Source organism: Variovorax sp. Soil_C_17 (assembly GCF_057657265.1).
In genome coordinates, this window is sequence record NZ_JBDGIT010000008.1 from 150,421 (window position 1) to 172,406 (window position 21,986).

The 21,986-nt window shown below is 69.6% G+C and carries 20 protein-coding genes and 1 riboswitch; of the genes, 3 read left to right on the forward strand and 17 right to left on the reverse strand.

The genetic code is table 11. From position 1 onward, the window contains the following. Position 1: 1 nt before the first annotated feature. From AC3A6Y_RS28220 to AC3A6Y_RS28275, 12 genes are all read right to left on the reverse strand, one after another. Positions 2-931 carry a 2-hydroxyacid dehydrogenase gene (locus AC3A6Y_RS28220; RefSeq protein WP_487871540.1) on the reverse strand — a complete coding sequence of 310 codons (930 nt, stop codon included), beginning with the start codon at positions 929-931 and terminating at the stop codon, positions 2-4. Positions 932-941: 10 nt separating this feature from the next. Then, on the reverse strand, positions 942-3,023 hold the full coding sequence (locus AC3A6Y_RS28225) for an acetyl/propionyl/methylcrotonyl-CoA carboxylase subunit alpha (protein WP_487871541.1): 2,082 nt from the start codon (positions 3,021-3,023) through the stop codon (positions 942-944). A 29-nt stretch (positions 3,024-3,052) separates the two neighbouring features. Further along, on the reverse strand, positions 3,053-4,054 hold the full coding sequence (bioB, locus tag AC3A6Y_RS28230; protein ID WP_487871542.1) for a biotin synthase BioB: 1,002 nt from the start codon (positions 4,052-4,054) through the stop codon (positions 3,053-3,055). 26 nt (positions 4,055-4,080) lie between these two features. Beyond that, the gene (bioD, locus tag AC3A6Y_RS28235) at positions 4,081-4,779 is read right to left on the reverse strand and encodes a dethiobiotin synthase (RefSeq protein WP_487871543.1); all 699 of its coding nucleotides are present in this window, start codon (positions 4,777-4,779) and stop codon (positions 4,081-4,083) included. Between the two features lie 76 nt (positions 4,780-4,855). Then, the gene (gene bioF / locus AC3A6Y_RS28240) at positions 4,856-6,088 is read right to left on the reverse strand and encodes an 8-amino-7-oxononanoate synthase (protein ID WP_487871544.1); all 1,233 of its coding nucleotides are present in this window, start codon (positions 6,086-6,088) and stop codon (positions 4,856-4,858) included. Further along, positions 6,072-7,463 (reverse strand): adenosylmethionine--8-amino-7-oxononanoate transaminase, encoded by a 1,392-nt coding sequence (gene bioA / locus AC3A6Y_RS28245; protein ID WP_487871545.1) that lies wholly within the window; start codon positions 7,461-7,463, stop codon positions 6,072-6,074. The genes bioF and bioA overlap by 17 nt, the downstream gene beginning before the upstream one ends. A gap of 184 nt (positions 7,464-7,647) precedes the next feature. Beyond that, positions 7,648-8,310, reverse strand: coding sequence for a DUF4126 domain-containing protein (locus AC3A6Y_RS28250; protein WP_487871546.1), 663 nt, complete (start codon positions 8,308-8,310; stop codon positions 7,648-7,650). A gap of 18 nt (positions 8,311-8,328) precedes the next feature. Continuing rightward, positions 8,329-9,117: an enoyl-CoA hydratase/isomerase family protein gene (locus AC3A6Y_RS28255; RefSeq protein ID WP_487871547.1), complete on the reverse strand. Its 789-nt coding sequence runs from the start codon at positions 9,115-9,117 to the stop codon at positions 8,329-8,331. Further along, positions 9,114-9,623, reverse strand: coding sequence for a DinB family protein (locus AC3A6Y_RS28260; RefSeq protein WP_487871548.1), 510 nt, complete (start codon positions 9,621-9,623; stop codon positions 9,114-9,116). The genes AC3A6Y_RS28255 and AC3A6Y_RS28260 overlap by 4 nt, the downstream gene beginning before the upstream one ends. Positions 9,624-9,639: 16 nt before the next feature. Further along, positions 9,640-11,262 (reverse strand): carboxyl transferase domain-containing protein, encoded by a 1,623-nt coding sequence (locus tag AC3A6Y_RS28265; protein WP_487871549.1) that lies wholly within the window; start codon positions 11,260-11,262, stop codon positions 9,640-9,642. Between the two features lie 82 nt (positions 11,263-11,344). After that, entirely contained in the window at positions 11,345-13,048 is a 1,704-nt protein-coding gene (locus tag AC3A6Y_RS28270; protein ID WP_487871550.1) for an AMP-binding protein, read from the reverse strand. Positions 13,049-13,075: 27 nt separating this feature from the next. Then, positions 13,076-14,248 (reverse strand): isovaleryl-CoA dehydrogenase, encoded by a 1,173-nt coding sequence (locus AC3A6Y_RS28275; RefSeq protein ID WP_487871551.1) that lies wholly within the window; start codon positions 14,246-14,248, stop codon positions 13,076-13,078. Positions 14,249-14,384: 136 nt separating this feature from the next. Here AC3A6Y_RS28275 and AC3A6Y_RS28280 point away from each other — a divergent pair, with 136 nt between their 5' ends. Continuing rightward, positions 14,385-15,449 (forward strand): AraC family transcriptional regulator, encoded by a 1,065-nt coding sequence (locus tag AC3A6Y_RS28280; protein WP_487871552.1) that lies wholly within the window; start codon positions 14,385-14,387, stop codon positions 15,447-15,449. 74 nt (positions 15,450-15,523) lie between these two features. Then, positions 15,524-15,721, forward strand: a complete 198-nt coding sequence (locus AC3A6Y_RS28285) for a hypothetical protein (RefSeq protein ID WP_487871553.1) — start codon at positions 15,524-15,526, stop codon at positions 15,719-15,721. 99 nt (positions 15,722-15,820) lie between these two features. Here AC3A6Y_RS28285 and AC3A6Y_RS28290 read toward each other — a convergent pair whose 3' ends face one another. The 5 genes from AC3A6Y_RS28290 to AC3A6Y_RS28310 form a co-directional block, all read right to left on the reverse strand. After that, entirely contained in the window at positions 15,821-16,513 is a 693-nt protein-coding gene (locus AC3A6Y_RS28290; RefSeq protein ID WP_487871554.1) for an HAD family hydrolase, read from the reverse strand. Positions 16,514-16,605: 92 nt separating this feature from the next. After that, entirely contained in the window at positions 16,606-18,489 is a 1,884-nt protein-coding gene (gene thiC / locus AC3A6Y_RS28295) for a phosphomethylpyrimidine synthase ThiC (protein WP_487871555.1), read from the reverse strand. Positions 18,490-18,566: 77 nt separating this feature from the next. After that, positions 18,567-18,673, reverse strand: a riboswitch (TPP riboswitch). Positions 18,674-18,700: 27 nt separating this feature from the next. After that, positions 18,701-19,681 carry a VTT domain-containing protein gene (locus AC3A6Y_RS28300; protein ID WP_487871556.1) on the reverse strand — a complete coding sequence of 327 codons (981 nt, stop codon included), beginning with the start codon at positions 19,679-19,681 and terminating at the stop codon, positions 18,701-18,703. A gap of 2 nt (positions 19,682-19,683) precedes the next feature. Beyond that, entirely contained in the window at positions 19,684-20,529 is an 846-nt protein-coding gene (locus AC3A6Y_RS28305) for a DUF3047 domain-containing protein (protein ID WP_487871557.1), read from the reverse strand. A 186-nt stretch (positions 20,530-20,715) separates the two neighbouring features. Next, positions 20,716-21,144: a YchJ family protein gene (locus tag AC3A6Y_RS28310; RefSeq protein ID WP_487871558.1), complete on the reverse strand. Its 429-nt coding sequence runs from the start codon at positions 21,142-21,144 to the stop codon at positions 20,716-20,718. Positions 21,145-21,245: 101 nt separating this feature from the next. On the opposite strand from AC3A6Y_RS28310, the gene AC3A6Y_RS28315 reads away from it, so the two are divergent. Continuing rightward, on the forward strand, positions 21,246-21,980 hold the full coding sequence (locus AC3A6Y_RS28315) for a helix-turn-helix transcriptional regulator (protein ID WP_487871559.1): 735 nt from the start codon (positions 21,246-21,248) through the stop codon (positions 21,978-21,980). The last annotated feature ends 6 nt before the right edge of the window (positions 21,981-21,986 follow it).

The window sequence follows — 21,986 nt, forward strand, 5'->3', positions numbered from 1 at the left end:
TTCAGTATCCGCGCTTCGGATCGACCACGCCGGCGACGGGCTCGCCGCGCTCGATCGCCAGGATCTTGCGGGCGATCTGCGCGACGGAGGCACCGCGCACCGTGCGCGCCGAGCCGTGCGGCGTCACCGTGATCTTCGGATGGCGCCAGAAGGGATGCCCGGCGGGCAGGGGCTCGACCTCGAAGACGTCGAGGGTGGCGCCGTCGAGCTGGCCGCCGTCGAGCAGCGGGATCAGGTCGGCCTCGACCAGGTGCGCGCCGCGCGCAACGTTGACGAGGTAGCCGCCGGGCTTGCCGCCGTTCAGGCGGGTCAGCGTCTCGCGGTTGAGGATGCCCCGCGTGGACTCGGTCAGCGGCAGGAGGTTGACCAGCACGCGGGTGGCGCCGAGGAAGGCGTCGAACTCGCCCTCGCCCGCGAAGCATCGCAGGCCCTCGATCGCCTTGGGCGAGCGGCTCCAGCCGTTGATCGGGAACTCGAACTGCGCGATGGCCTTGGCCACGCGCTGGCCCAGCACGCCCAGGCCCATCACGCCGACGGGGAAGTCCTCCCGCTCGCGCGGCTTGCGAAAGCCCCAGCGGCCTTCGCGCGCGTCGGCCTCGTAGAGATCGAACTCGCGGAAATGCCGGATCAGCGCATGGCACACGTACTCGGCCATCTGCACCGACATGCCGGCATCGTCGAGGCGCACGACCAGGGCCTGGGGCGGCAGCCTGAGCTTGAGCAGCGCATCCACGCCCGCGCCGATGTTGAAGATGCCGCGCAGCCCGGGCTGCTGGTCGATGAAGGACTGCGGCGGCGACCAGACCACGGCATGGTCGGCCTGCGGCGCGCCCGGCGTCCAGTTCTGCACGTCGGCGCCGGGCAGCGCAGCGCGCAGGCCCTCGATCCAGGCGTCGGGGCGGTTGTCGGTGAGGCAGACGGTGATTCGCATGCCCGCAAGCTTAAGCCGCAATGCGCAGCAGCTCTGCGCCCTCGGCCACCTGGTCGCCGGGCAGGTACAGCAGTTCTTCCACCGTTCCGTCCGCCGGCGCCGCGATGGTGTGTTCCATTTTCATCGCCTCCATCACCGCCAGCGCCTGGCCGCGGCTGACCTTGTCGCCGGCCTTGACGGCGAAGGACACCACCTTGCCCGGCATGGGCGCGGTGAGGCGGCCCGCGTCGGCGTGCGTGTCGCCGGCATGGGCCATGCGGTCCAGCGCCACGATGCGGGTCGCACCCTCGGGCGCGAAGACATGGGTCGTCGCGCCCTCCTCATAGACGTTCAGGGTGCGCCGCAGGCCGTTGAACTGCAGCTCGATCTCGCCCGTGGGGAACTCGCCGGTCGCGAGCGGGCCTTCGACGCCGCCGGCCTGCAGCCAGAGGCTGCCGTCGCGCCGGTAGGTCAGGAGCGCCTGCTGCGCCTCGCCGCGGAACTCGAAGTCGAAGCGGCGCTGGTACTCGCCGAAGCCGCGCCAGCCGTCGCGCCGCGCGTAGGGCTCCGAGGGCAGGGCCGAAGACCGCTCGGCAATCAGCGTCCGCACGATGGAAGCCGCAACCGCCAGCGGCAGGCCCAGCGGCTCCCGGTCGAAGAGCACCGCGCGCTCACGCTCGATCAGCGCGGTGTCCAGCTTGGCATGGGCGAACGAGTCGGTGCGCAGGATGCCCCGCAGGAACTGCACGTTGGTCGCAACGCCCACGATGTGCGTCTGCGCCAGCGCCTGGTCGAGCCGCGCCAGCGCCTCTTCGCGCGTCGTGCCGTGCACGATCAGCTTGGCGATCATCGAGTCGTAGAAGGGCGAGATCGGATCGCCCTCGCGCACGCCGTCGTCGATGCGCACGCGGCTGCGCTGAAAGGCCGTGGCATTGGGCTTGCGGTAGACGCGCAGCGTGCCGGTGGCGGGCAGGAAATTGTTGTCGGGGTTTTCGGCGCAGATACGCGCCTCGATGGCATGGCCGTTGATCTGCAGCTGCTCCTGCTTCAGGGGCAGCGGCTCGCCGGACGCCACGCGCAATTGCCACTCGACCAGGTCCAGCCCCGTGATTGCCTCGGTCACCGGATGCTCCACCTGCAGCCGCGTATTCATCTCCATGAAAAAAAAGGACATGTTGGCCCCCGCGCTCGGCACTGACGTGTCCTCGCCGCCCCCCGAGGAGGCGCTCGCTTGCTTGGGGCGGCCCGGCGCGGCGCTCGGACCATCGTCGCGCTGCTCGACGATGAATTCCACCGTGCCCGCGCCCACGTACTTCACCGCACGCGCCGCAGCCACCGCGGCCTCGCCCATCTCGCGGCGCATGGCCTGCGTCATGCCCGGCGCCGGCGCCTCCTCCAGCACCTTCTGGTGGCGCCGCTGCACCGAGCAGTCGCGCTCGAACAGGTAGACGTAGTTGCCCTGGGTGTCGCCGAAGACCTGGATCTCGATGTGGCGCGGCCGCTGAACGTACTTCTCGACCAGCACCGCGTCGTCGCCGAAGCTGTTGATGGCCTCGCGCTGGCAGGAGGCGAGCGCGGCGGCGAAGTCGGCGTGCCTCTCGACCACCCGCATGCCCTTGCCGCCGCCGCCGGCGCTGGCCTTGATCAGCACCGGATAGCCGATGCGCTCGGCCTCGCGCGCCAGCAGCGCCGGGTCTTGGTCCTTGCCGTGGTAGCCGGGCACCAGCGGCACGCCGGCCTTTTCCATCAGCTGCTTGGACTCGGCCTTCAGGCCCATGGCCTGGATGGCCGAGGGCGGCGGACCGATGAAGACCAGGCCGGCCTCGGCGCAGGCGCGGGCGAAGTCCTCGTTCTCGCTCAGGAAACCGTAGCCCGGATGCACCGCCTGCGCGCCGGTGGCCTTGGCAGCCTCCAGGATCTTCTCCCAGCGCAGGTAGCTGTCCTTCGGCGCGCTCCCGCCCAGGTACACCGACTCGTCGCACGCGCGCACATGGTTGGCATGCGCGTCGGCGTCGGAGTAGACGGCGACCGTGCGGATGGCCATGCGACGCGCGGTGGCAGCGACGCGGCAAGCAATCTCGCCGCGGTTGGCGATCAGGATCTTGTTGAACATGGGCTCGGCTTTCCTTTTTGGGGTGAAGTTCAGGCGTCGCTTCGCATGCCCAGCCGCTCCAGCAGCGCGCGGTCCTTCGCGGCTTGCGGGTTGGCGGTGGTCAGCAGGCGATCGCCGTAGAAGATCGAATTGGCGCCGGCGAGGAAGCACAGCGACTGCAGCGCCTCGTCCATCTGCTCGCGCCCGGCCGACAGGCGCACCATGCTCTTGGGCATGGTGATGCGGGCGACGGCGATGGTGCGCACGAATTCGAAGGGATCGAGCGGCTCGGTGCCGGCCAGCGGCGTGCCCTCGACCTGCACCAGGTTGTTGATGGGCACCGACTCGGGGTACGGGTCGAGGTTGGCCAGCTGCGCGATCAGGCCGGCACGCTCCAGCCGCGATTCGCCCATGCCGACGATGCCGCCGCAGCACACATGCAGGCCGGCGTCGCGCACGTGGCCGAGGGTGTCGAGGCGGTCCTGGTAGGTCCGGGTCGTGATGATCTTGTCGTAGAACTCGGGGGCGCTGTCGAGGTTGTGGTTGTAGTAGTCCAGGCCGGCGTCCGCCAGGCGCTGCGCCTGCTCGGCCTCGAGCATGCCGAGCGTCACGCAGGTCTCCAGGCCGAGCGCCTTGACGCCGCGCACCATCTCGATGACGGGCTCGAGGTGCCGCTCCTTCGGGCTGCGCCACGCTGCACCCATGCAGAAGCGGGTGGCGCCGTGGTCCTTCGCGGCCTGGGCGGCGGCCAGCACGTCGTCGAGCGCCATCAGCTTGCCGGCCTTCAGTCCGGTGTCGTGGTGGGCGCTCTGCGGGCAGTAGCCGCAGTCCTCCTCGCAGCCGCCGGTCTTGATCGACAGCAGGGTGGAGAGCTGCACGGTGTTGGCGTCGAAGTTCGCGCGATGCACCTGCTGCGCGCGGAACAGCAGGTCGTTGAAGGGCAGCTCGAAGAGGGCCGCCACGCTGTCGACGCGCCATTCGGCGCCGGCGGAAATGGCGTGCTGCTGCGGGGCGGCGGCCTTGCGGTCGATGAAGCTGATGCTGTGTTCCATGAGAAAGAAGAGTTCCTGTGTCCGGTTCACGCGGCCAGCGCCGCGGTGCTGCGCAACGCGCGCAGGTCGAGATGGCGCGCAGCGAGGGCCGCATCGGGCGAGGCCAGGTGCGGCACCACGCCGAGCAACGGCGCATTCAGGCGCGCGCGCAGGGTCTGCAAGTTGTCGTCGAAGGCCAGCATGCGCGGATCGATGGCGCTGCCGACCCAGCCCGCGAGCACGAGCCCGCGCGCGCGTATCGCCTCGGCCGTGAGCAGCGCATGGTTGAGGCAGCCGAGCCGCAGCCCCACCACGAGCACCACGGGCAGCCCCAGGGCCACGGCGAGATCGGCGCTGTCGAAGTCCTCGGCCAGCGGCACGCGGAAGCCGCCCACGCCTTCGACGATCACCGCATCGGCCTGCCGTGCGAGCTGCTCGTAAGCCGAGAGCAGGGGATGCGGGGCGATGCGCACGCCTTCTTTTCGGGCCGCCAGGTGCGGTGCCATCGGGGCGTGCAACAGGTAGGGGCAGCGCAGCGCGAGCGGGGCTTCGACATTGCCGGCGGCCTGCAGCTGCTCGACATCGTCGTTGCGCCAGGTGCCGTCGATGAGGTCCAGGCCCGCGGCTACCGGCTTCATGCCGACCGCGCGCAGGCCCGATGCAGCCAACGAAGTGAGCATGGCGCTGCTGACCAGCGTCTTGCCCACGCCGGTGTCGGTGCCGGTGACGAAGAAGTGCGCCTTCACTGGAGAGCCTCTGCGCTGGGTGTCAGGCCGGAGGGCAAGACCGGCGCTGCATCCTTCACGCCTGTCACCGGATGCCTCATGCGGCCTCCTTCCACGGCTGCGCCAGCACCTGCCCCAGCGCATCGACCAGCCGCGCGACATCGCCTTCCCCGTGGCTGGCCGACAGCGCGATGCGCAGGCGCGCGGTGCCGGCCGGCACGGTGGGCGGCCGGATCGCGCCGACCCTCAGCCCAAGGGCGTCGAGCTGGGCCGACAGCCGCATCGCGCGCGCGTTGTCGCCCACGATCAGCGGCTGGATCGCGGTCGGCGAATCCGCCAGCCAGGCGCTGCCGTCGCCGGGCAGCACGCGCTGCAGTCCCGTGCGCAGTTGCGCGATGCGCGCGCGCAGCTGGTCGCGGCGCCGTGCACCCTCCTCGCCTTCGATCAGGTCCAGGCTGGCGAGCAGCGCATGGGCGATGGCCGGCGGCGCGGCGGTGGTGAAGATGTAGGGCCGCGCACGCTGCACCAGATAGTCGATCACGGTGCGATGCGCAGCCACGAAGGCGCCCGACACGCCGGCCGCCTTGCCGAGCGTGCCGACGAGGACGAGCCGCTCGGAGCGCAGGCCCGCCTCTTCCAGCACGCCATGGCCTCGCGCGCCCAGCACGCCGAAGCCGTGCGCATCGTCCAGCACCAGCCAGGCATCATGGCGCTCGGCCAGGGCCAGCAGCCCGGCCACCGGTGCCAGGTCGCCGTCCATGCTGAACACGGCATCGCTGACAACCAGCTTGACCGGCGCATCGCAGGCCGCGAGCTGCGCGTCGAGGGCCTGCAGGTCGCAGTGCGGATAGCGCTCGACGCGCGCCTTGGCCAGGCGCGCACCGTCGATCAGGGAGGCATGGTTGAGCGTCTCCGAGAAGATCACCGCCTCGGCGCCGCCGACCGCAGAGAGCACCGCGAGGTTGGCCATGTAGCCGGTGCAGAAGAACAGGCTCTGCGCTTCGGGGATGTGCGGCGCCATCCAGGCGGCCAGGCGCTCCTCCAGCTGCGCATGCGCGCGCGAGTGGCCGAGGATCAGGTGCGAGCCGCCGCTGCCCGCGCCATAGCGCGAGGCGCCTTCGGCCAGCGCGGCCGACAGAGCCGGATGCGCGGCCAGGCCGAGGTAGTCGTTGCTGCTGAAGGTCAGCATGCTGCGCGGCGCGGCAGCGCCGGCCAGCGTGAGCAGTTGCTCGGGGGCGCAGGGCGTCTCGGCGATCAGCCGGCGGCGGCGCAGGGTCTGCGCGTCCAGCGCCGCGATCTCGTGCTGGAGGCGGTCAAGCAAGCGCGACATCGCGGGCCTCCCGGTCGGCGTGCGGCGCGGCGACCGCGTCCACGGTGGCGAGCGTGCCCTCGACGAGGCGATCGATCTCGTGGTCGGCGATCGCGTAGGGCGGCATCAGGTAGACGGTGCCGCCGATCGGGCGCATCAGCAGGCCCTGGTCGCGCGCGGCCAGATGGAAGCGCTCGGCGAAACGCTCGCCGGGCTCGCGCACGTCGAAGGCCGTGATCATGCCGCGCTGGCGCAGGTGCGCGACCGGGCGCGCGCCCAGGCCTTGCTGCAGGCGCTGCAGGATGCGCGCGGCCCGCGCGCGGTTGAGGTTCAGCACGTCTGCCTGCGCGAACAGGTCGAGCGTGGCCAGCGCCGCACGACAGGCCAGCGCATTGCCGGTGTAGGAATGCGAATGCAGGAAGCTGCGTGCCACGTCGTCGTCCACGAAGCCCTGGTAGATGGCCTCGCGCGTCATCACCAGCGCCAGCGGCAGGTAGCCGCCGCTGATGCCCTTGGACAGGCACAGGAAGTCGGGCCAGATGCCCGCCTGCTCGCATGCGAAGAAGCTGCCGGTGCGTCCGCAGCCGACGGCGATCTCGTCGGCGATCAGGTGCACGCCGTGCCGGTCGCACAGGGCGCGCACGAGGCGCAGGTACTCGGGGTCGTGCATCGCCATGCCGGCGGCGCACTGCACCAGCGGCTCGACGATCACGGCGGCGATGCTGTCGTGCTGCTCGGCAAGGAGCGCGCCGAGGGCATCGGCCGCGCGCCGCGCGACGGCGGCGGCGTCTTCGCCCGGCTGCGCGCCGCGCGCGTCCGGCGAAGGCACCCGGTGCGCATCGCCCAGGAGCGGCCCATAGGCATCGCGGAAGACGGCGACGTCGGTGACATGCAGCGCGCCCAGGGTCTCGCCGTGGTAGCCCTGGCGCAGTGCCACGAAGCGCCGCTTGTCGCCGCGGCCCGCATTGCGCCAGGCATGGAAGCTCATCTTCAGCGCGATCTCCACCGCCGAGGCGCCGTCGGAGGCATAGAAGCAGTGGCCCAGCGCGCCGCCGGTCAGCGCGGACAGGCGCTCGGCCAGTTCGACCGCCGGGGCATGCGTGCAGCCCGCCAGCATCACGTGCGGCAGCGTGTCGAGCTGCTCCTTGAGCGCGGCATTGATGGCCGGATGCGCATGGCCGAACAGGTTGACCCACCAGGAGCTGGTGGCGTCCAGGTAGCGGCGGCCGTCATGGTCGATCAGCCAGACGCCTTCGCCGCGCGCGATCGGCAGCGGCGGCACGGCTTCGAGGCGGATGCTCTGGGTGCACGGGTGCCACACATGGCGCCGGCTGCGCTGCTGCCATTCGGCGTTGCGCGATGCGGCGGACGGGGACGGAGAAGCAGGACTCAGCACGCGGTTGTTCCTCTTTGGATAAGGCTTGGGCCGCGCATCGTAGGCATGCCGGCGCAGCGCCGCAATCGAGCGCTTGCCTGCGAGATGCGTGCCGCTTGCGCGACGTTCGCTGCCGTACGAATCATCTTTGCCTCAACGTCGCGCAACGGTCCGGCTTCTTGCCGCCCGTGCTGTTAAAAAAAAATCAAGACTGCCCGTCCTCGCGCCTGTTCAGGCGAAAGGCCGGCGTCACGCCGGGATCGGGGCGGCCGCTGAAGATGCGCGCCAGCCGGCCGAAGAGCGCGCGCAGGAAGCGCCAGCTCTTGCGGATCAACCAGACCGAGACCACCAGCAGCACGACGAACACCAGCAGGAACACGAGCGGATGCGCCACCGCGAGCCACAGGCCGGCAGGCACCAGGCCGTCTTCGAGCAGCGAAGCGCCCACGTTGCTGAAAGGCTCGGGCGAGGTGTTGATGGCGGCTCGCGTGGTGGCCTTGGCCGCATGCGCCGTGGCCGCGAAGCTGCCGCCCAGCAGCGCGGCGACGATCGCCATCACCGCATGGTCGGCACCGAACACGCTGGCCGCCAGCGCGGCGCCCGCGGGAATGCGGATCACCGTGTGCACCATGTCCCAGAGCGAGTCCAGGCCGGGGATCTTGTCGGCGAAGAACTCGATGAAGACCATGAAGCCGCTGGCCGCGATCACCACCGGATGCGCCAGCAATTGCAGCCCGCCTGGCAGCGGCACCCAGCCCAGGTAGCCGGCCAGGCCGGTCAGCAGCACGACCAGGTACAGGCGCACGCCGCTGGCCCAGCCGATGGCAGCGGACAGGGCGAGCAACTGGGGCAGGTCGAGGGTGTCCATGGTGCGGCGCCGAAGGGCTCAGCCGGAAATCCAGGAGGGCTTGCGCTTCTGCAGGAAAGCCTGAACGCCTTCGCGGCCTTCGTCGCTGGCGCGGATGTCGGCGATGCCCTGCACGGTCTTCTCGATGAGCGCATCGTCGATCTCGCGGCCCTCGACGTCGGCGATCAGCTGCTTGCAGGCGCGCACCGCCGCCGGGCTGGCGCCGGTGAAGGCCTTCACGATCTCGGCCACCTTGGCATCGAGCGCATCGGCCGCCACCACCTCGTGCACGAAGCCGATGCGATGCGCCTCGGCCGCGCTGAAGCGCTCGCCGGTCAGGAAGTAGCGCTGCGCGGCGCGCGTGCCCATGGCGCGCAGCACGTAGGGACTGATGGTCGCGGGGATCAGGCCGATCTTCACTTCGCTCAGGCAGTAGCAGGCCGTGTCCACGCTCACCGCGACGTCGCAGGCCGCGACCAGCCCCATCCCGCCGGCATACGTGTCGCCCTGCACGCGCGCGATCACCGGCTTCGGGCTCTCGTGGATGGTGCGCAGCATCTCGGCCAGCCCACCCGCATCGGCGAGGTTCTGCTCGTGCGTGAACTCGGCCGCGCGACGCATCCAGTTGAGGTTGGCGCCGGCGCAGAAGGCCGGGCCATTGGCGCCCAGCACGATCACGCGCACCTCGGTCGCGGCGCCGGCCTGCGAGAAGGCCTCGCTCAGCTCGTGGATGGCGACCTCGTCGAAGGCGTTGCGCAGCTCGGGCCGATTGAGCCAGATGCGCGCGACGGCGCCTTCGAAGGCGAGCTCCAGCGTGGTGAAGGTCATTGCTTTGCTTCCTGTTGGAGGAGGTAGACCCAGTCGAGCTCGGGGCCGGGATGGACCATGCCGGTGAGCGCGGCCGTGAGCTGGCCGCGATGGTGGGTCGCATGGTTGAACACGTGGCCGAGCGCGGGCGCGAAGGGAATGCGCACCTGCTCGCCGTTGTTGCGCGTGTAGGCGAGCTCGCCGTCGTAGCGCTCGGGCGCGAGCGTGGCGAGCCAGGGGCTCCAGCGCGTGACCGCTTGCGCCAGCGCCTCGCACACGGCCGCGCGCTCGGAGTGCAGCTCGGTGTCGAGCGGGATGCGCGGGGAGCGGCCCTCGGCGAAGCGCGCGTACCAGAGGTTGTCGGCCACCAGCAGGTGGTTGAGCGTGCCGTGCACCGAGCGGAAGAAGAGACCGCAATCGCGGCGCCAGTCGGCGTCCGACAGGTTCTTCAGGTTGGACGAGAGCAGCTTGTTCGTGGCCCACACGTGGTAGCGCCCCAGGCTCGCGAAGTAGTTCGGCAAGGACATGCTCGTCTCCTCGGTGTCACATGCGGAAAATGCCGAAGCGCGGTTCGGGCACGGGCGCGTGGCGCGCCGCGGCCAGGCCCAGCGCCAGCACGCGGCGCGTGTCGGCCGGGTCGATGATGCCGTCGTCCCACAGCCGCGCGGTGGCGTAATAGGGATGGCCCTGCTGCTCGTACTGCTGGCGGATCGGCGCCTTGAAGCCTTCTTCCTCCTCGGCGCTCCATTGCCCGCCCTTGGCCTCGATGCCGTCGCGCTTGACGGTGGCCAGCACGCTCGCGGCCTGTTCGCCGCCCATCACGCTGATGCGCGCGTTGGGCCACATCCAGAGAAAGCGCGGCGAATAGGCGCGGCCGCACATGCCGTAGTTGCCCGCGCCGAAGCTGCCGCCGATGATGATGGTGAACTTGGGCACGTTGGCGGTGGCCACGGCCGTCACCATCTTGGCGCCGTGGCGCGCGATGCCTTCGTTCTCGTACTTGCGCCCGACCATGAAGCCGGTGATGTTCTGCAGGAACACCAGCGGGATCTTGCGGTGGCAGCACAGCTCGATGAAGTGCGCGCCCTTCTGCGCCGACTCGGAGAACAGGATGCCGTTGTTGGCCACGATGCCCACCGGCATGCCCTCGATCTCGGCGAAGCCGCACACGAGCGTGGCGCCGAAGCGGGCCTTGAACTCGTGGAACTCGCTGCCGTCGACGATGCGGGCGATGATCTCGCGCACGTCGAAGGGCTTGCGGGTGTCGGTGGGGATCACGCCGTAGAGTTCATCCGCGGGAAAGACGGGATCGCTCCAACCCGTTCGCACCGTGGCTTCGGCAAGCTCGGCCTGAACGGTTGGGGATCGGTTCAGATTCGCCACCGCCGAGCGCGCGAGCGCCAGCGCATGCAGGTCGTTCTGTGCCAAATGATCGGCCACGCCCGACAGGCGCGTGTGCACGTCGCCACCACCCAGGTCCTCCGCCGTCACCACCTCGCCGGTGGCCGCCTTCACCAGCGGCGGCCCGCCCAGGAAGATGGTGCCCTGCTCCTTGACGATGATCGACTCGTCGCTCATCGCCGGCACGTAGGCGCCGCCTGCCGTGCAGGAACCCATGACCACCGCGATCTGCGCGATGCCCTGGGCGCTCATGTTGGCCTGGTTGTAGAAGATGCGGCCGAAGTGATCGCGATCCGGGAAGACCTCGTCCTGGTTCGGCAGGTTGGCGCCACCCGAGTCCACCAGATAGATGCAGGGCAGACGGTTCTGCTCGGCGATCTCCTGGGCGCGCAAGTGCTTCTTGACCGTCATCGGGTAGTAGGTGCCGCCCTTCACGGTGGCGTCGTTGCACACGACCATGCAGTCCACGCCGCTGACGCGGCCGATGCCGGCGATCAGGCCGGCGCCCGGCGCCGCGCCGTGGTACATCGCATGGGCGGCGAGCGGCGCGATCTCGAGGAATGGCGTGCCGGGGTCCAGCAGCTGCGCCACGCGCTCGCGCGGCAGCAGCTTGCCCCGTGCGGTGTGCTTGCTGCGCGCGGCCTCTCCGCCGCCGGCCTCGACCTTGGCGAATTGCGCGTGCAGGTCGTCGACCAACGCACGCATCGCGGTGGCGTTGGCCTGGAACTCGGCGGAGCGGGCGTTGAGTTTGGTTTCGAGTTTCATTGAGCCCCCACGCTCGGCACCGACGTGTCCTCGCGGCCCCCCGAGGGGACGCGAACTTGCTTGAAGCGGTTCTGCGCTGCGTTCATGCCGTCTTCTCTTCACCAAGCCCGAGCTGCTGCTTCATCGCCTCGCGGATCTTGAACTTCTGGATCTTGCCGGTCACGGTCATCGGGAACTCCTTGACGAATTCGATGTAGCGCGGGACCTTGTAGTGCGCGATCTGGCCTTTGCAGAACTCGCGCACTTCGTCGGCCGTGAGGGCCTGGCCCGGCTTGGGGATGATCCAGGCGCACAGCTCCTCGCCGTACTTCCTGTCGGGCAGGCCGACCACCTGCACGTCCTGGATCTTCGGATGGCGGTAGAGGAATTCCTCGATCTCGCGCGGATAGATGTTCTCGCCGCCGCGGATCACCAGGTCCTTGATGCGGCCGACGATGTTGACGTAGCCCTCGGCGTCCATGGTGGCGAGGTCGCCGGTGTGCATCCAGCCCTCGGCGTCGATGGCCTCGCGGGTCTTTTCCTCGTCGTCCCAGTAGCCATGCATCACCGAGTAGCCGCGGGTGCAGAACTCGCCCGAGACGCCGGGTGCGACGATCGCACCGGTCTCGGGGTCGATGATCTTGATCTCGAGGTGCGGCTGCACCTTGCCGACGGTGGAGACGCGCTTGGAAAGTGGCGTGTCGGTGGAGCTCTGGCAGCTCACCGGGCTGGTCTCGGTCATGCCGTAGGCGATGGTGATTTCGCGCAGGTGCATCTGGTCGACCACGCGCTTCATCACCTCGGTGGGACAGGGCGACCCGGCCATGATGCCGGTGCGCAGCGTCGAGAGATCGAACTCGCCGAAGCGCGGATGGTCGAGCTCGGCGATGAACATGGTGGGCACGCCGTGCAGGCCGGTGCAGCGCTCGGCCTGCACCGTCTGCATCACGGTCAGCGGGTCGAAGCCGTCGTTGGGGTAGACGATGGTGGCGCCATGCGTGAGGCAGGCGAGGTTGCCCAGCACCATGCCGAAGCAGTGGTAGAGCGGCACCGGGATGCAGAGCCGGTCTTCGGGCGTGAGCTTCATGCATTCGCCGATGAAGAAGCCGTTGTTGAGGATGTTGCGGTGGGTCAGCGTCGCGCCCTTGGGGAAGCCGGTGGTGCCGCTGGTGAACTGGATGTTGACCGGGTCGGTGGCCTTCAGGGTCTTGGCGATCGCGGGCACGCGGGAGTCGTCGGGCTGGCCCTTTTCGAGCAGGGTGGAGAAGCGCATCAGCCCCGGCAGCTCCTCGCCCTCGCCGGGCTTGTCGATCCAGGCCACCGTGCGCAGTTGCGGCAGGCGTGCGGCCTGCAGCGCGCCGGGCTGCGCGCTCGCGAGCTCGGGCGCCAGTTCGCGCAGCATGCCGACGTAGTCGCTGGTCTTGAAGCGCTGCATCGTGACGAGCGCCTTGCAGCCGACCTTGTTGAGCGCGTATTCGAGCTCCGAGGTGCGGTAGGCCGGGTTGATGTTGACCAGGACGATGCCGACCTTGGCGGTCGCAAGCTGCATTAGCACCCACGCCACGTTGTTGTGCGACCAGATGCCGACGCGGTCGCCCGGGCCGAGGCCCAGCGCCAGCAGCGCTCTGGCCAGGCGGTTCGACTCGCGCTGCAGCTCGAGGTAGCTCAGGCGCCGCTGCTCGTGCGCGCTGACCAGCGCATCGCGATCGCCCTGGCGCTGCGCCATGTCGTCGAAGAAATCGCCGATGGTCTGCTCGATCAGCGGAACATCGGTGGGGCCGCGGTCGAGGCTTTGGGTCAATGGCATGTGCGGTCTCCTGAATGAAGTCCAACCCTAGGCCGTCTCGGCGAACAGTTCGCGTCCGATCAGCATGCGCCGAATCTCGCTCGTCCCCGCCCCGATCTCGTACAGCTTGGCATCGCGCCACAGCCGCTCGACCGGAAACTCCTTGGTGTAGCCCACGCCGCCCAGCGCCTGGATCGCCTCGCCGGCCATCCAGGTCGCCTTCTCGGCCGAATAGAGAATGGCACCGGCCGCGTCCTTGCGGAAGGTGCGCGCATGGTCCTTGCGATCGCAGGCCTTGCCCACCGCGTAGACGTAGGCACGCGTTGCCTGCCAGGTGGAATACATGTCGGCCAGCTTGCCCTGCATCAGCTGGAACTCGCCGATGCTCTGGCCGAACTGCCGGCGCTCGTGGATGAAGGGGAGCACTGCGTCCATGCAGGCGGCCATGATGCCGAGCGGCCCGCCGGAGAGCACCGCACGCTCGTAGTCGAGGCCGCTCATCAGGACCTTGGCGCCCTGGCCCTCGCCGCCCAGCACGTTCTCCTCGGGCACCTCGCAGTTGTCGAAGAAGAGCGGGTAGGTGTTGGAGCCGCGCATGCCCAGCTTGTCGAGCTTGGTGCCGGCCGAGAAGCCCTTGAAGCCCTTCTCGACGATGAAGGCCGTCATGCCGCGCGCGCCCATCTCGGGCTCGGTCTTGGCGTAGATGACGAGGATGTCGGCATCGCCGCCGTTGGTGATCCACATCTTGCCGCCGTTGAGCACGTAGCGGTCGCCCTTCTTCTCGGCACGCAGCTTCATGCTCACGACGTCGGAGCCGGCGTTGGGTTCGCTCATGGCCAGCGCGCCGACGTGCTCGCCGCTCACGAGCTTGGGCAGGTACTTCTTCTTCTGCGCCTCGCTGCCGTTGCGGTGGATCTGGTTGACGCAGAGATTGGAATGCGCCCCGTAGGACAGGCCCACCGAGGCCGAGGCGCGCGACACCTCCTCCATGGCCACGATGTGGGCCAGGTAGCCCAGCTCGGTGCCGCCGTATTCCTCCTTCACCGTCATGCCGTGCAGGCCCAGTTCGCCGAGCTTCTTCCAGAGGTCGTGGGGGAAGAGGTTCTCGCGGTCGATCTCGGCGGCGCGCGGCGCGATCTCGTGGGCGGCGAAGTCGGCCACCGCGTCGCGCAGCGAATCGATGGTCTCGCCGAGGTCGAAATTGAGGCCGGGATCATGCATGGGGTGTCTCCTTGGATGCGGGTTCGACGCGTGCGCCGGAAAAAATCCCGCGCGGGCAGTCGCAGCTTACGCCCGCCTCCGTTGCAATTGGCGTCACAATGGTTGCATATTGCGCCATCTGCTTCGCGCCGTTCCAATGAGCTCCTCGCCCCTCAAGCCCGCCGGCCGCGCCGCCACGCCGATGGCCTTCGTCCGAGCGATCGTGCTGGGTTACGAGCGCTACGGAAAGGACCCTTCCCGGGCCCTGGCGCAGGCACAGATTGCGCCGCAAGACCTGGAAAAGGTGCAGGCCCGCGTGACCGCGGCCCAATTCGAGACGCTGTCGGGCTACGCGATGCAGGAGCTCGACGACGAGGCGCTGGGCTGGTTCAGCCGCCGCCTTCCATGGGGCACCTACGGCATGCTGTGCCGCGCCTCGCTGAGCTCGCCCGACCTCGGCGTGGCGATCCGGCGCTGGTGCCGCCACCACCGGCTGCTGACCGAGGACATCGGCATCGATCTCAAGGTGGCGAACGGCGTGGCCACCGTCTCGATCCGCGAGCAGGTGGCGCTCGGCGCGCTGCGCGAGTTCTGCCTGGTTTCCAACCTTCGCTTCCTGCACGGCTATGCCTCCTGGGCCATCGATTCGCGGGTGTCGCTGCGCGCGGCCCGCTTTCCCTTCGAGGCGCCGCCGCATCGCGATGCGTATCCGCTGATGTTCGGTGGCGAGCTGCACTTCGGTGCCGAGGCGGCCAGCTACAGCTTCGACGAGCGCTACCTGGCGCTGCCGCTGCGGCGCGACGAGCAGGCGCTGCGGACGATGCTGCGACGCGCCCTGCCGCTGACGGTGCTGCAGTACCGGCGCGACCGGCTGCTGGGCCAGCGGGTGCGCGAGCTGCTGCGCGCCACGGGCCGGCAGGCTGCGACGGCCGAGTCGCTGGCGCAGGTCCTGAACGTCTCGGCCCGCACGCTGCACCGCCAGCTGCTGGAGGAAGGCGTCTCGCTGCAACAGCTCAAGGACGCGGTGCGCCACGAGCAGGCGGCCGAGCAATTGCGCCGCACCGAGCGGCCGATCAAGAAGATCGCGCTGGCAGTGGGCTTTCGCAATGAGAAAAGCTTTTCGCGGGCCTTCCGGGCCTGGGCGGGCGTGACGCCCGGCGCATTCCGGCGCGCAGGCGCAACAGTCGCCACGCACGGCTTGCCCGGCGAGGACAATTCGTGACAAAGTTCGGCGCTGCTGCGACCGTCCCTCCTTCTGAGGGTGCCCGGCGCGCTTTCCCGCCCTAGGATCGAGGCATGCACATTCCCGACACCGACACTTCCGAATACGCGGCGCTGATCGAGTTCGCCGCCACTTCGGGGCGCTCGTGTACCCACCCGAACGTCGAAAAGAACGCCGGCCAGCTCATCGCCCGCTTCTGGTCCGCACGCGCTCAGGCCATGACCGAATCGCTCACGGCGCTGGCCAAGGCCGCGACCCAGCGTCGCGACTGAATTCCGCCTTGCGCCCTCGCCTCCGGGGAAGGATCGGGGTGGGGCAGCGGACGTACCCCTGGCGAGCGGACAGGAAGCAGCAGCGCCGTCCCTCCTGCCTCACATCGAAGCGCCGCCCCACGCCGCCAGCAGCGCCGGCAACTCCGCCATGTCGCTGAACACATGGGCCACCCCCACTGCGCGCAGCGCCTCGGGCCCGCTGTGGCCCAGGTCGGAGGGGCTGTAGCCGAACACGGTGGCGCCGGCCGCGACGCCGGCCGTGGCGCCGGTCACCGTGTCCTCCACCACCGCGCAGCGCGCCGGGTCCACGCCCAGGGCCGCGGCCGCGGCCAGGTAGACGTCGGGCGCCGGTTTGGAGCGCGGCGTTTCGTGGCCGCTGAAGATGCGGTCCTCGAAGGCGTCGAGCAGGCCGATCTTGTCGAGCTGCAGCCGGACCTTGTACCGGTCGGCGCCCGAGGCGCAGGCGATGCGGCCGGCGGTGCTCGCGTGCAGGCTGCGCACCGCGGCGGGCGCGCCGGCGATCTCGACCAGCTCGCGGTCCAGCGCCGCATTGCGCCGCTCCCGGAACTCGGCCAGCCAGTCGGGGGTGACGGTGAAGCCGGTCATGGTCTCGATCAGCGCGGTCTCGTCCTTGACGGCCTTGCCGGTGAAGGTGCGCATCGCCTCCTGCAGCGTGAGCTGCCAGCCGAGCTCGCCGAGCATCTCGGCGAGCACGCGGTTGGTGATGGGTTCGGAGTCGACGAGCACGCCGTCGCAGTCGAAGAGGACGGCATCGAAGGGAATGGAAGGCATGGGGCGATCGTAAGCAATACGCCCCTGTGCCCTGTCACTTCGTGTACTCGCTGCCCCCCAGGGGGCGCAGGCCGCCTCGGGGCGGCCCGGCTTCAGCTCGGCTGGATCGGGATGTACATCTCCCCGCCCGCCGCCTTGAACTCGGCCGACTTGCCCGCCATGCCGTCGACCACCGCCTCTTCCGCGGCCAGTCCGCGCGCGGCCGCGTACTCGCGCACTTCCTGCGTGATCTTCATCGAGCAGAACTTCGGGCCGCACATGGAGCAGAAATGCGCCACCTTGCTGGAGTCCTTGGGCAGGGTCTCGTCGTGGAATTCGCGTGCGGTGTCGGGGTCCAGGCCGAGGTTGAACTGGTCCTGCCACCGGAACTCGAAGCGGGCCTTGGACAGCGCGTCGTCGCGCGCCCGCGCCCCCGGATGGCCCTTGGCCACGTCGGCGGCATGGGCCGCGATCTTGTACGCGATGATCCCCTGCTTCACGTCCTCGCGGTCGGGCAGGCCCAGGTGCTCCTTGGGCGTGACGTAGCACAGCATCGCCGTGCCGGCCCAGCCGATCATCGCGGCGCCGATCGCGCTGGCGATGTGGTCGTAGCCCGGCGCGATGTCGATGGTCAGCGGACCCAGCGTGTAGAAGGGCGCCTCGTGGCAGTGCTTGAGCTGCTCGTCCATGTTGGCCTGGATCATGTGCATGGGCACATGGCCGGGACCTTCGATCATGGTCTGGACGTCGTGCTTCCAGGCGATCTGCGTGAGCTCGCCCAGCGTGCGCAGCTCGGCGAACTGGGCCTCGTCATTGGCGTCGGCCGCGCAGCCGGGGCGCAGGCCGTCGCCGAGCGAGAAGCTCACGTCGTAGGCCTTCATGATCTCGCAGATGTCCTCGAAGTGCGTGTAGAGGAAGCTCTCCCGGTGATGCGCGATGCACCACTTGGCCATGATCGAGCCGCCGCGCGAGACGATGCCGGTGCGGCGGTCGGCGGTGAGATGGATGAAGGGCAGGCGCAGCCCGGCATGGATGGTGAAGTAGTCCACGCCCTGCTCGGCCTGCTCGATCAGCGTGTCGCGGTAGATCTCCCAGGTGAGGTCTTCCGCCACGCCACCGACCTTCTCCAGCGCCTGGTAGATCGGCACCGTGCCGATCGGCACCGGGCTGTTGCGCACGATCCAGTCGCGCGTGGTGTGGATGTTGCGGCCGGTGGAAAGATCCATCACGTTGTCGGCGCCCCAGCGGATCGCCCACACCAGCTTTTCCACCTCTTCCTCGATGCTGGAGGTGACGGCCGAGTTGCCGATGTTGGCGTTGATCTTCACCAGGAAGTTGCGCCCGATCGCCATCGGCTCCACTTCGGGGTGGTTGATGCTGGCCGGGATGATGGCGCGGCCGCGCGCCACCTCGTCGCGCACGAACTCGGGCGTGATGAGCTTGGGGATCTGCGCGCCCATCGGGTTGCCGGCAAGGCGCTTCTCGCGCGCGGCATCGGCCATGTACTCGGCCATCCATTCGCGCTTGCCGTTCTCGCGCAGCGCCACGTACTCCATTTCGGGCGTGACGATGCCGCGGCGCGCGTAATGCATCTGGCTCACGTTGCGGCCGGGCAAGGCGCGGCGCGGCTGGCGCTGCAGGCCCGCGGCGGCGGCGCGCAGCTCGGCGAGCTTCTGGGCATCGCGGTCGGCATGGGTGGCGCCGTCGTCGAGCATCTGGCGGCTGCGGCCGATGTAAGCCTCGGTGTCGTTGCGCTCGGCAATCCAGGCACCGCGAACGCTGGGCAGGCCGCGGCGCACGTCGATGTCGGCCGACGGGTCGCTGTAGGGGCCCGAGGTGTCGTAGAGCGAGACGGTCTCGCCGTTGGTCAGGCGCACGTCGCGCACCGGCACCTGGATGTCGGGCCGTCGCGGACTCGCGATGGCGCTTTTGGTGGAAGCGGGGAAAGGCTCGCGCGTCAGCGTGAGCAGCGAGGCGAACTTGTCAGGGGCATTCATGCGGGGCACTCCTTCGGTTGGATGGGTGCTCCGCGATCGCTCCGGATCGGCACGGCGGAATCGGGAGGGTTCCGTGGCCGGGGAGTCGCAGCTCTTCTTACGCTGGTATGAACCAGATCAAGTTCGCGGGTTCGGCCGCTTGGCCATCTCAGCACGCATCGCGCGTGCACCCCGGAGCGGGACCGATTCTAGGCCCGCACCGGAAAGAGGATCAAGCGGCATGCGCGGCAACGTCCCGCGGCACCTCGGCGTCGAGCCCGGCCGGCTCGGAATCCAGCGCTTCGGCAGCGGCCCAGGCGGCGATGCCGCCGGCCAGCACGCGCACGCGCGGCAGGCCGGCCTTGGCCAGCAGTCGCGCGGCGGCGATGGCAGTTTCGTCGTTCGGGCAGTCGCAGAACACCACCAGCTCGCGCGCGGACTGCAGCTCGGCCAGGCGATCGTCCAGTTCACCATAGGTGATGCCGACGGCGCCCGGCACGGCCCGGTCGTCGATCTTGCGTGTTTCGGCCGAGCGCAGGTCGACCACCATGAGGCGCGCGCCAACCGCCAGGGCCTCGCGCAGCGCAGCGACCTCGACGTGCTCGATGTCCTCGAGCTGCCGGGCGATGCGGCGTTCGCGGTAGCGCCAGGCAACGAAGGCGGCCAGCAGCAGCATGCCGACCAGCGTGGCCGTCAGGCCGACGCTGGACATCACCGCCAGCACGTCCTGGATGGCGCCATGAAACAGCCCGCCGAGCGCCAGGAAACCCAGCGCCCAGATCAGCGCCGCCACCGTCTCGTAGGCCATGAAGCGCGTGTTCGACATGCCCAGTGCGCCGGCCATCGGCGGCGCCACCACCGAGACGCCGGGCACGAACTTGGCCGCGATCAGCGACAGGCCGCCCCAGCGGCCGAGGATGGACTCGCTGCGGCGCACGCAGGTGTCGGCCGACAGCGAGATGCGGCAGAGGAAGCGCATCACGCGGTAGCCCCAGCGGCGCCCGGCCAGGAACCACGCGCCGTCGCCGAGGATGTTGCCGAGCACGGCGGCCAGCAGCACGGCGGCGAAGGACAGCTGGCCACCGACGGCAAGCCCGCCGGCCACGACGAGGAAGGGCGCAGCCGGCACCGGCGCGCCCAGGCGGGTCGCCAGCGTGGCCAGGAAGACCACGGCAGCGCCCTGTGCGGAGAGGAGCGCGACGAGATCGTTCATCGCTATTCCGCCGAGCCGGCGCGCGCCGGCGGTGGGCCGAACCCGGCGCTGCGGGTCGTCGCGAAGCTGCGCAGGTCGATGTCCGTGAAATAGGCCAGGCCATGGCCCTGGGTGTTGTCCGCGTCGGCCGAGACCGCAACCGCGACCACGTCGGGCAGCGCGTCGCCGGCCTCGTCGCCGAAGGCGCGCTTGTAGTCGGCCAGCAGGCTGCGGCGCTCGCTCACGAAGGCAGACCTGTCGGCCGCGGGGCCGGACTCGAGCACCACCATGCGCATGCGCTGGGTAAAGGCGTTGACGAGCGCGGTGCCCTTGGCCTCCTTCTTGTCCCACACGTAGCACAGCGCTTCGCTGGGAACCTCTTCGCCGGTGGTGCGGCGCGCCAGCGCCAGGCGAGTGCGTTCGCCGAAGGACAGGCGCTCGGCCGGAAAATCGAAGAAGACGCAGAGCTTGGCGGCGCCATCGTCGCCGGCCCGTGTGCGCAGGTTGGCGTCCTCCACGAAGGTGTCGACGCGCCAGCGCCAGGCCAGCGTGGTGGAGGCGTTGAGCGGCACGCGGGTGGCATGCACGAGGTTGCCGTAGGACTGGTCGGCCGCGACCTTCAGCACCTTCTGCGCGCCCTCCTGCACCACCTCGAAGCGGGTGGGCGTCTTGTTGGGCAGGCTGGTGAAGCGCCAGGGCTGGGGCGCCTGGGCACCGCGGGCGCTGGAGAAAGGGGTGACCGTGAGTTCGTCGGCGTGGGCAGCCGGCGCAGCGAGCCAGAGGGCAAGGGCGGCGATGGGCGCGGCCAGCATCGCGCCGATCCAACGGGATGCGGTCGGGATGTTGATCGTGCTGTACTTCGTCGCCATGGTGCCCTCGGTGCGGTATTTCTCTGAGACTGGAAGGAGTGTGGGGCCCGAGACGGCGCGGATAAAGTAGCCAAAAGGAATCGGACTGTCTCCGATTCGCGCACAATGCGCCGCCTTGCTATTGAATCCGTAGCAAGCAAGCCAGGCGTGATCCGACAGTCCGAGTATTGGAAGCGCGGCGCCGATTCAGCGCATCACCCCGTCGAGGTAGTACCAACGGAGGAGGCCGCCTTCCCCTTGCTCGCGCACGAAGCGGCTGCGCTCCGCCAGACGGGTGGCGGCGCCCGAGCGGCCGCGCTGGCGGGCCACGAAGTCGACTTCGGCATGCTCGTCATCGGTCAAGACATGGGCGCGCACCTCCAGGCCCAGCCATTTCGCGCCGGGCTCGAAGTCCAGGCGCTCCGGTCGATGCGAGGCATGCCAGGTCGCCAGCAGGTAGTCCGCACGCTCGCGCACGAAGGCGGTGTAGCGCGAGCGCATCAGCGTTTCGGCGTCGGGCGCGGGCGTGTGCGCGAAGTCGTCCAGGTAGCGGCCACAGCAGCCGCCATAGGCCAGCACGGCGCCGCGGCGGTCGCGGCGGCCGCAGGGGCAGGGATCGGGTGCGGGTCTGGACATGAGGGCTTCTGCAGCTGCGCGCATTGTGCAACCCCTGAATCGCCCCGATGGCGCGTTGCTTGCTCGCGCCCTAGGCTCCAGCAAGGACGAGGAGAACGGCCATGTACTTGAAGGCTTCGGAACAGCAGGCGCTGCGCGACATCTTGGCGCTGCTCGGGGAGGACCAGGGCGAGCGCGAGATCCGCGAGCGCATCGGCTGGGCATTGCTGGACCTGCTGCGGGCGGACCAGTTCGCCTCCTTCGTGTGGGACGCGGAAAGCGGCACTTTCGGCGAGCGGGTCGCGCTCAACATGGAGGTCAGCAACCTCGACCGCTATGCGCAGTGGCACCAGCACCACGACCCCATCACCTTCGTGCTGCAATCGCGCCGCCGTGCCACCCGCGTGACCGAGGTGATGCCGCAGCGCGCACTGATGCGCACCGCCTTCTTCAACGACTTCCTGTCGCGCGACGGGCTGCACTGGGGCATGAACCTGCATGCCTTCGACGGCGAGCGCGCGCTGGGCGACCTGCGGATCTGGCGGCGGCGGGAGCGTGGCGACTTCGGCGCGCATGAAACGGCGCTGCTGGACCTGATCGAGCCGGCCTTCGTCGGCGCCCTGCAGCGCGCCCGGCGAAAGGCTTCGCCCGCCGCCGCGCGCGAGGCGGCCTGGGCCAGCCTGAGCGGGCGCGAGCAGCAGGTCGCGCGCGCGGTGTGCGAAGGGCTGACCGACAAGGAAATCGCCCGGCGCACCGGCGTCGGCGTGCCGACCGTGCGCACCTACCTGCGGCGCATCTTCGCCAAGCTGGGCATCGAGCGGCGCTCGGCGCTGGCGGCGTGGGCGCCGGGGCGTTGAGCCGCC